Raw genomic sequence first — 8,533 nt, 5'->3', positions numbered from 1 at the left:
ATCTGAGCCAGTCCGGCTGGAGCTGTTATCCCAGTGAAGAGAACAGCAGCAATCGTTAGTCTCCCAATAAAGCCCTTACTCATCATCACCAGCCTACGATCTTGATATGTAAGCGATCGCCTGCCAGGTTTAGCAGACTGGCTTTAGAATTCCCCAACTGTGACAGTGAGACGTTTGGGAGGTAACAAAAATCAGCAATATAGCTTTGGCGATCGCTATTGCACCGCAACTTGAAGTTAGCCAACTCAGCCGCATACTTTAGCTAGGCATTACCGTGAAATAGCGCCTGAGCAGGTAGCGTAACTAGAAAAATTGGCTGTAGGATTCGTAGGATTGACTGCAACTAGCTCTACTTGTCCGACTGCGTTTCGCAGCCAGCCATTGGTTTGTACTAAGGGGGAAGGGTTGGCAAACGCCTCAGAGGTTGTGGCCTCTGGTGCTTCAGGAACAAATGCAGAGAGATCGCGAATATCATTCCAGGGGCGATCGCTAACAACTTGCTCACCCGGATTGATGGGAACGCCGCCGCGTCCGGTAGCGACAAAGCGGCTATTGGCCTGCTCAGCACAGCCTGTCGCTATCTGACTGCTCACATCTACCATGTTTTCGGGGAGTTCTACCAGCGCTGAATCGGCATCAACATTGGGATTATTAATCGTTACCGTCCCGTTGACCCCAAAGCGAGAACTGGCAGTAATATCATTTTCAGGAGTGAGCTGATCACGAAACTCCAGACCAAAAATCGCTTGGGTAGTGATATCGATGTTGCCACCATTACCCTCAAAAGCATTGGCCACAATATCACTGTTTTCAAAGCCGACGATCACAGGAGCGCTAATGGTGATGTTGCCCCCATTGCCTGTGCCTCCGGCTTCCGCACTAATGAAACTGCCGTGGCGCATCAGCAACAGATCACGCAGTTGCAAATCAATATTGCCACCTTCACCGGCATTGGTTGAAGCCGAAAGACTCCCCCCATTGTTGAGCCACAAGCGATCGGCTTGAACTCTCAACGTTCCTGCATTGCCGTTTCCTCGATTCTCCACAAAAATTGTTGCCCCGTCAGTAACCGTCAGAACTGGCGTATTCAGTGTTGTGTCGCCTGAGTTTGCGTTAGAAGAGAATCCAAATAAAGCCTGGACAGCCGTGCCAATGTAGCTGGGAGTATCAGCATCTTTACCCCCTCTCACCTCAATCGATTCAGAAGCATTAGCAGTGAGGTTTCCTGCCCCCCCGTTAAAAAGACTAGCTGCAGAAAAGCGCCCTCCTGCTTCAACGACAAGCGTACGGGTATCAACTGTCAGACTTCCGGCGCTTCCGGCGCTGAACGTGGCAGCCGAAAGCAAACTAAAGTAGTTGCCAGCCGGTACCCCCGCACCGTTGATCAAGATCGTATCTGCGCTGACGCTAACATCCCCCCCGTCGCCTATGCTATAGGGTCTTGCGGCCACGTTTGCACCCGCCAAAATTGAAAGGTTTTCAGTGGAGAGGGAAACATTGCCCCCCTGCCCTGCTCCGTGGGAAGAGGCCAAAATTTGACTAACAGCTCGAAAAGCATTGGTATCTCCAGCGGCAAAACCCGTTACCTGAATATCGCTGGCGTTCACCCTAATATTGCCCCCCGGTGCGGTGCTAAACGTACGCGCCAGGACATATCCCCCCTGATCAACCGTTAGCTGAGGCGTGGTAATCACGATATCGCCAGCAGCACCACTGCTAAGAGTTTCATTGACCAAACTGCTGGAACTGACAAAAGTTGGAGATTTGCCAACGATTTGTAGAGATTCCGTGGCATTAACAATAATATCCCCGGCTGCTGAAGTACCCTGATTTTGTACTACAGCTAGCGAACCGTCTCGAATACTAATTTGATTTGCTTGCAGTTGAATAGCGCCTGCGCTGGTTCCGGCAACAGATGCTAGGGCTTGCTGAGTCATTTGGAGTGTACCGAAGGCATCGGCATTGCTATAAGTGAGGGTCAGATCTTGAGCACTTGAGGTGAGATCGACTCGACCTGCAGTGACACTGCCCAGTTCAATACGGCCTCCGGGGGCTGAAAGTAAGCCACCCTCTATGGCTAAGTTTCCGCCTACCAAGCTAAGGGTTCTACCGGGTTGAACCTGTAACCCGCTGGCACCCCCGTTTATGCCTAAAACTCGACTTGTAGCTGTCAGTCGGGCGTTGTGCCCTGCTCCTTGAACCGTAATTGCTTTTGGATTAGCGCCCAACTGTAAGCCAACAGGTGTGTTAACCGTTAGTAGTGGCGGAGATTGGGGATTTGTTGCACTAAAAGCAAAGCCGTTGTCAAATAAAAGACTCTCAGCCGTGCTGGCCAAAAAAGAACCGCCAATACTGAGGCGGGCATTGGGGCCAAATAAAATTCCAGTGGGGTTAAGCAAAAACAGATTGGCGTTGCCGTTGGCCTGGATTAGACCATCAATGGTGGACAGATCGCCCCCCGTTACCCGTCCAAAAATATTAGCGATGTCTGCGGCGTTGTTGAATACAGCAGACCCTCCTGTCGGAACAGAAAAGTCGCGGAAACTATGAAATAGGTTATCGCCAAGGCGATCGCCATCATCAATCGCAAAGTTGAAACCATCGGCAGACGTCACACGAGTAGAAAGGGTGCCGTCTGCCGTAACTTGACTAAAGCCGGGTCGAGCCGTCAGCCCGGTTGTACAAGTGAGTGCGATCGCCAGCACAAGTGGAAACCTTCTAGACATAAGGCAACAAATAGGGGTGAGAATATAATCACCTGCCACTAACGGCAGACTGATAGCGCTACGAGCATAGATTAAGGCCAAATCCTTCAAGCAAAGGCAGTTTAGCTGGCTTTACCCATCAAAATCACCTTAATTTAGGTGCGTAGCACCATAAACTCAGATTGCCCAATCTTTGCGGGAATCAGGCTGCATGCAGCAGTTGATAGCGGTTTTCAGCCAATAAGCTGACGTTGGCTCAGTAGGCTGACCGCGCGGTTATGCCAGCTATCGCTAAAAGCAGAAGGCGGCGGGCAGAAAGAAAGCTTTTCTCTTAGGGGTTTTGCCGCAGTCGAAGTGTCTCAACCCGGAGGCTACGGCTATGTTCTTATAAAGGATTCCAGTTGATCGAAAAATACAAACCATTATCCTGCAAAGAGTCGCCTTTAGCGTTGACCTCAACCAGGGGAATTCCCCAATCTAAACGAGCCGAAAAGCGATCGCCCATTTGCCATTGCAACCCCAAACCTACCGAAAAAAGGTTATGGGGGTCAGGGTCGGGGCGATCGCCATTGTTCCAACCCATGCCAAAGTCAACAAAGGGAATCACCTGTAAAAGACCGTCGATTTCTTCAGCTCTGAGAATAGGCACTCGGACTTCGGCTGAGGCTAAAAAGCCATTGTCTGTTAGCAGTTGATCTTGGCGGTAGCCCCGCACTGTTTGCCGTCCGCCTATGCCAAATTGCTCTTGGGGCAGGAGGGTATCTCCTGTTAGCTGCAGGTCAGAACGCAAGACCAAGAGCGTATCTGCGGCCAATAGATGTGCCCATTGCCCTTGAGCACGCCAAGCAAAAAAGCGGCTATCGGGTTCGGTTTCACTGACGTTCGCACCGAAAGCATCTAAGCCTAAGCTAAATTGCGATCGCAGGGCAAAGACATCTCGCTGCTGCCGCCGAGTCCATTCTTGGGTAAAGCGCAAAGCCGAGATCCGAATACGACCTTCTTCGTCGGCTCCCACAGACGGAAAAGGAATGGGATCGCCAAAGTCTTCTAAAAATTCGCTGCGGCTTTCTTGGCGAGAAGCGGTAAAGCTCAGCGCTAGTTCTTCTTGAGGCGTTTGTACCACAGGCTGACGATAGGTCAGTTCGTAGTAGCGAGACTCTGATTGAATGTCTAGAACATCAAAAGGCGCTTCGATCACATCGCTATTGCTAAAGCCTACGCTGAAATTTAAGGTGCCATTTTGAGGATTAACCGGCAGGGTATAACTGGCATCTACTTCGTTGCTGCCGTTGGTATTGGCATAGGCAAGATTGAAGCGATCGCCTAAGCCAAAGACATTGGCATGGGTTAAACTAGCCTGTCGCCGAAAGCTACCAACCGCAGGCGATCGCTCATTGTCGAGAGAAATTTCAGCACTCCAAGGATCAGCTTCGCTAATTTCAACGTTCAAAATGCTGGTTCCGGGCTGAACCCCTGTGGCTAGCTCGGCAGAAATACTTTCGATTAAAGGATCTAACTGCAGCAACTGCAGGCCATCTAAAAGCCGATTGACATTCAAGGGGGTTTCTGCGGCTAAGGCCAAACGACTCTCTACATAGCCAGGGTTTAAGCGGCGATCGCCTGTTACCGTAATGTCTTCTAACCGTCCTTCTAAAACCTGAATTTGAACCAGGCCAGCCTCTAAGGTCTGAGGGGGTAGATAAGCCCCAGACGTGACATATCCATGCTCCACATAAAGCTGAGTAATGGCATCGCGAACCTGGAATAACTCTGCAAACATTAAGGGACGATTCGTAAACTCATCGGTTACAGCCGCAAATTCTTCGGCACTAAAGACCGTGCTGCCAATGACCTCAAATTTTTCAACGGTAATGGTGGTCGGAACCTCTTCTAAGCTAGTGTCGCTAGGAAGAATAGGGGTAGAAGAAGCGGGTTGCAGAAGCTGAGCAGGCGGCGGCAAGGGCAAAGGGGTTTCAGGTGCGGGCAGTGCCTCAGTAGAGGGCGTTTCTGCTTGGGCTGATTGAGACGCAATCACCAAAGCACTCATCAGCGAACCCAGACAAATAAAAATTCGAAAGGCCAATAAGCGTTGCCGAAACATAAAGCTATTCATGGGATGGCAGTAAAGTATCCGGGCGTAGTCGTCTCAATAGCCGCAGCGATTGATGAATGAGCTAAAAGCTAAAAAAGTAGGATTTGTTTTGAACTGAGCTAGAACTTTAGGCTTAAAAATAGAGGTAGCTTTGCTTTAAGCAGGTGATAAAAAAGCTGATTCGGCTGAGCATCAATCGTTTTCATCAGCGGCATACAACAGAAAGCCTTTGAACAGTTGCTCAAATCGCTCAACGATGACTTACCCTGAAATAATCGTTGAGTGATTGAGAGACTTATATAGAGTTCACCTGAACAGACGAAGAACCTAATCTCACTAGGTTTAAACAGCTATTTGGCTGATTTTCCAAGGCGTTTCTCTAGGCTAAGTAGCGATCAAACAGCCTTTTGAGCGGCCAAAGACAGGCGGATCGCTTCAGTAATCTTGCTGAAATTTAATCCTTACCCAATCCGGTTACTGTGCCTTGGCCGGGTTATAGGCGGAAACCAGCATTAATGGCTTTACCTGCCTCACTAGAGGGTTGGCCAAGATTTTTTGCCTTAGACAACAAGGATCTGCCGTCAAACCTTGGGCTACTGTAGCGATCGCCCTCAGGCATAACTAAAGGCAGCAGGCAGCAGAAAAGCTTTTCTATCTGAGGCTTGCAGCTATCTGAGTGTGCCAATTCTGGCGACTACAGCTATGAAGGCTCAAGTTTGCAGTAGCCTGCGCGATCTCAGCGTCCGATCTAAGTCTGGCAAGAGAGGTCGGTTTTAGCAAAATCGTGTTATACCCGTAGCGTTAGCTGACTGCCCAACGGCACAGCGCTGCTATCTCGTCGCTGCTGGCAATGTTCGTTGGTTTATGGCTGCCTGCTTGAGCGATCGCGACATTTAGCTAACCTAATTTTTCAATACTGACTATGTATCAATTTGCACACCGTCTCCGGCTCGCTGGCTTGTTGAGTCTTTGCTGTCTCGGAGGGTTAGCCTGTAGTGGCTCTGTTGAAGAAACTCAACAACCGCAGTCCTCAGCGTCATCCTCGTCAACTAGTTCAGCCGCTAACCAGCGTGCCTCAACCCCCACTGCTGAAACAGCCCTAACCGATAGCTGCAATCTAATTGAGTCAGACTATGGCCCTACGGGAAGCGTCAATATTCAAGTTGAAACAGTGGTAACCGGGTTAGAAGTCCCCTGGGGCGTTGCTTTTTTGCCGGGGGGTGATCTCTTGGTAACAGAACGACCCGGTCGAGTGCGCTGGGTACGCGACGGCCAATTGCAGCCTCAACCTGTCGTCACTATTCCAGCTACAGCACGGGGTGAAGGGGGGCTTTTGGGCATTGCGCTGCATCCAGACTTTGCCGAAAATCGTCTGTTTTATCTTTATTACACCACTGAAGCAGGGGGCAGTCTGACAAACCGGGTTGAACGCTGGCAACTTGCTGCTGATAACCAAACAGCCACAGCCGATCGCGTCATTGTTGACAACATTCCTGTGGCTACTTACCACAATGGCGGACGGCTGCGTTTTGGCCCCGATGGTATGTTGTATATCGGCACTGGCGACGCTCGTAACCCTGACAGCGCTCAAGATCCCCAGAGTCTTGCAGGCAAAATTTTGCGAGTAACCGCCGATGGTGAAATTCCTGCCGACAATCCTTTCCCCAACAGTCCGGCTTATATCCTCGGTATTCGTAACACCCAGGGATTTGACTGGCCCAGCGAATCGGTTTTGTGGATTAGTGACCACGGCCCGACAGGAGAACTAGGGCGGCGGGCGCACGATGAAATTAGCGTTGCTCAGGCGGGGGACAATTTGGGTTGGCCTGTTATTTATCGGTGTCAGGCTCAGGAAAATCTACAGCGTCCTGTGTTGACCTGGGCTGAAGCTGTGCCACCAGGGGGAGCGGCTATCTATACCGGAGCGGCGATTCCGGAGTGGCAGGGAGATTTGATGGTAGGTACGCTGCGATCGCAACATTTGCATCGGGTATCTCTTAGCCCCAGCGGCGAACTAGAGCAGCACGAGGTTTACCTGCAAAACGAATATGGCCGCCTGCGGGAAGTCATCATGGGGCCAGACGGCGAACTATATGTCACTACCAGCAACTGCGATGGCCGTGGCAGTTGCCCTGCAGAGGGCGACAAAGTTCTCCGCCTTACCCGCTAATCGAATGATCGCCAGAATATTTTTTTTGCTTGACTTCGAGCGCGCTCTAACTTTTATGGTGCAGATATGGCAGCAGAACTCACAATTCAGCAGGTGGCTCAAGCTACCGGACTTAGCGTTCATACCCTGCGCTACTACGAGCGTTGCGGTTTAATTTCACCGATTGGCCGAGCCACCAACGGCCATCGCCGCTACTCAGCGGACGATATTCGCTGGATTGAGTTTTTAAACAAACTGCGGCTGACAGGAATGCCGATTCGCCAAATGCAGCAGTATGCCGTTTTGGTGCGTCAACATCCCGATACGGCCTTTGAGGAGCGGCGAAAAATTTTGACAGCCCACCGAGAGCAGGTTTTAGCTCAAATTCACCAGCTACAGCACAACCTGGCTGTCATTGATTGGAAAATTCAGCACTATTGCACCCTCGAAGCGCAGCTAGCGACCGCTAATAACCCCAACAGTTCCCTTTAGCTGAATTAGCCAGGGCTAGCTGACTGCACTAGGCTGCCAACGCCCAACTCAACAGACAGCAGCAGTTGCTCCAACTAATTAGAGTGATCCGCTCCGACGCTAATCGCACTTGCAAAAGAGGTATCAAATCATGAAAACACGCCAACTAGGCCAAGAACTAACCGTTTCAGCCATTGGGCTGGGCTGTATGGGCATGTCTGAGTTTTACAGTGGTCGGGATGAAACAGAGGCGATCGCCACCCTGCACCGAGCCATTGAACTAGGGGTAACGCTGCTAGATACGGCTGATATGTATGGCCCCTTTACCAACGAAGAACTTGTAGGACGCGCCATTAAAAACCGTCGCGAACAGGTCGTGATTGCAACTAAATTTGGCAATGTTCGCACCGCCGATGGCGGTTGGCAGGGGGTTTGTGGGACGCCTGCCTATGTTAAGCAAAGCTGTGATGCTTCCTTAAAGCGATTGGGGGTCGAGGTGATTGATCTTTATTACCAGCATCGGGTAGACCCTGATGTTCCGATTGAAGACACCATTGGGGCGATGGCTGAACTGGTACAACAGGGCAAAGTTCGCTACTTGGGCATGTCTGAAGCGGCAGCCGAAACAATTCGTCGCGCCCATGCGGTTCACCCCATCACGGCGTTACAAACCGAATATTCTCTCTGGAGCCGCGAACCTGAAGACACAATTTTGCCCACCGTGCGTGAGCTGGGTATTGGCTTTGTCCCTTATAGTCCTTTGGGTCGTGGTTTCCTCACCGGAGCTTTTCAAAGTCCGGACGACTTTGCTGATGATGATTATCGACGGCATTCTCCCCGGTTTCAGGGAGAAAACTTTGCTAAAAATTTAGCCTTGGTCAAGCAAGTTGAGACGTTGGCCAACGATAAAGGCGTTACCCCGGCTCAACTGGCGATCGCCTGGTTGCTAGCCCAAGCAGACGATATTGTCCCCATTCCTGGTACCAAACGTCGTCAATACCTAGAAGAAAATGTGGCTGCCGTTGACATTGAGCTAACGGCGGCTGAACTAGAGCAAATAGATGCCGTTGCCCCGCAAGGAGCCGCTGCAGGCGATCGCTATGCTGACATGAGCAC

Annotated in this window: 5 protein-coding genes; 3 read left to right on the top strand and 2 right to left on the bottom strand. The window is 50.8% G+C overall.

Annotated features, from left to right (window positions below):
• Positions 1–269 precede the first annotated feature (269 nt).
• Complete coding sequence (locus ACTS3T_RS03390; protein WP_462934792.1) at positions 270–2,726, bottom strand: two-partner secretion domain-containing protein; 2,457 nt, start codon at positions 2,724–2,726, stop codon at positions 270–272.
• 364 nt (positions 2,727–3,090) lie between these two features.
• Positions 3,091–4,818 carry a ShlB/FhaC/HecB family hemolysin secretion/activation protein gene (locus ACTS3T_RS03385; RefSeq protein ID WP_462934791.1) on the bottom strand — a complete coding sequence of 576 codons (1,728 nt, stop codon included), beginning with the start codon at positions 4,816–4,818 and terminating at the stop codon, positions 3,091–3,093.
• A 901-nt stretch (positions 4,819–5,719) separates the two neighbouring features.
• Between ACTS3T_RS03385 and ACTS3T_RS03380 the strand changes: the two genes are divergently transcribed.
• The 3 genes from ACTS3T_RS03380 to ACTS3T_RS03370 form a co-directional block, all read left to right on the top strand.
• On the top strand, positions 5,720–6,967 hold the full coding sequence (locus ACTS3T_RS03380) for a PQQ-dependent sugar dehydrogenase (protein WP_462934790.1): 1,248 nt from the start codon (positions 5,720–5,722) through the stop codon (positions 6,965–6,967).
• Positions 6,968–7,033: 66 nt separating this feature from the next.
• The gene (locus ACTS3T_RS03375; protein ID WP_462934789.1) at positions 7,034–7,438 is read left to right on the top strand and encodes a MerR family transcriptional regulator; all 405 of its coding nucleotides are present in this window, start codon (positions 7,034–7,036) and stop codon (positions 7,436–7,438) included.
• 130 nt (positions 7,439–7,568) lie between these two features.
• On the top strand, positions 7,569–8,533 hold a 965-nt coding region (locus ACTS3T_RS03370; protein ID WP_462934788.1), incomplete at its 3' end, for an aldo/keto reductase.

The organism is Almyronema sp. (genome assembly GCF_052168255.1).
GTDB classification, from domain to species: Bacteria; Cyanobacteriota; Cyanobacteriia; order Phormidesmidales; family Phormidesmidaceae; genus Sphaerothrix; species Sphaerothrix epifaneia.
This window is presented reverse-complemented; position numbering and strand designations above follow the sequence as displayed.

Excerpts from the sequence above, each read along its gene's own strand:
- ACTS3T_RS03390 (WP_462934792.1), bottom strand. The coding sequence starts at position 2,726 with ATGTCTAGAAGGTTTCCACTTGTGCTGGCGATCGCACTCACTTGTACA.
- ACTS3T_RS03385 (WP_462934791.1), bottom strand. The coding sequence starts at position 4,818 with ATGAATAGCTTTATGTTTCGGCAACGCTTATTGGCCTTTCGAATTTTT.
- ACTS3T_RS03380 (WP_462934790.1), top strand. The coding sequence starts at position 5,720 with ATGTATCAATTTGCACACCGTCTCCGGCTCGCTGGCTTGTTGAGTCTT.
- ACTS3T_RS03375 (WP_462934789.1), top strand. The coding sequence starts at position 7,034 with ATGGCAGCAGAACTCACAATTCAGCAGGTGGCTCAAGCTACCGGACTT.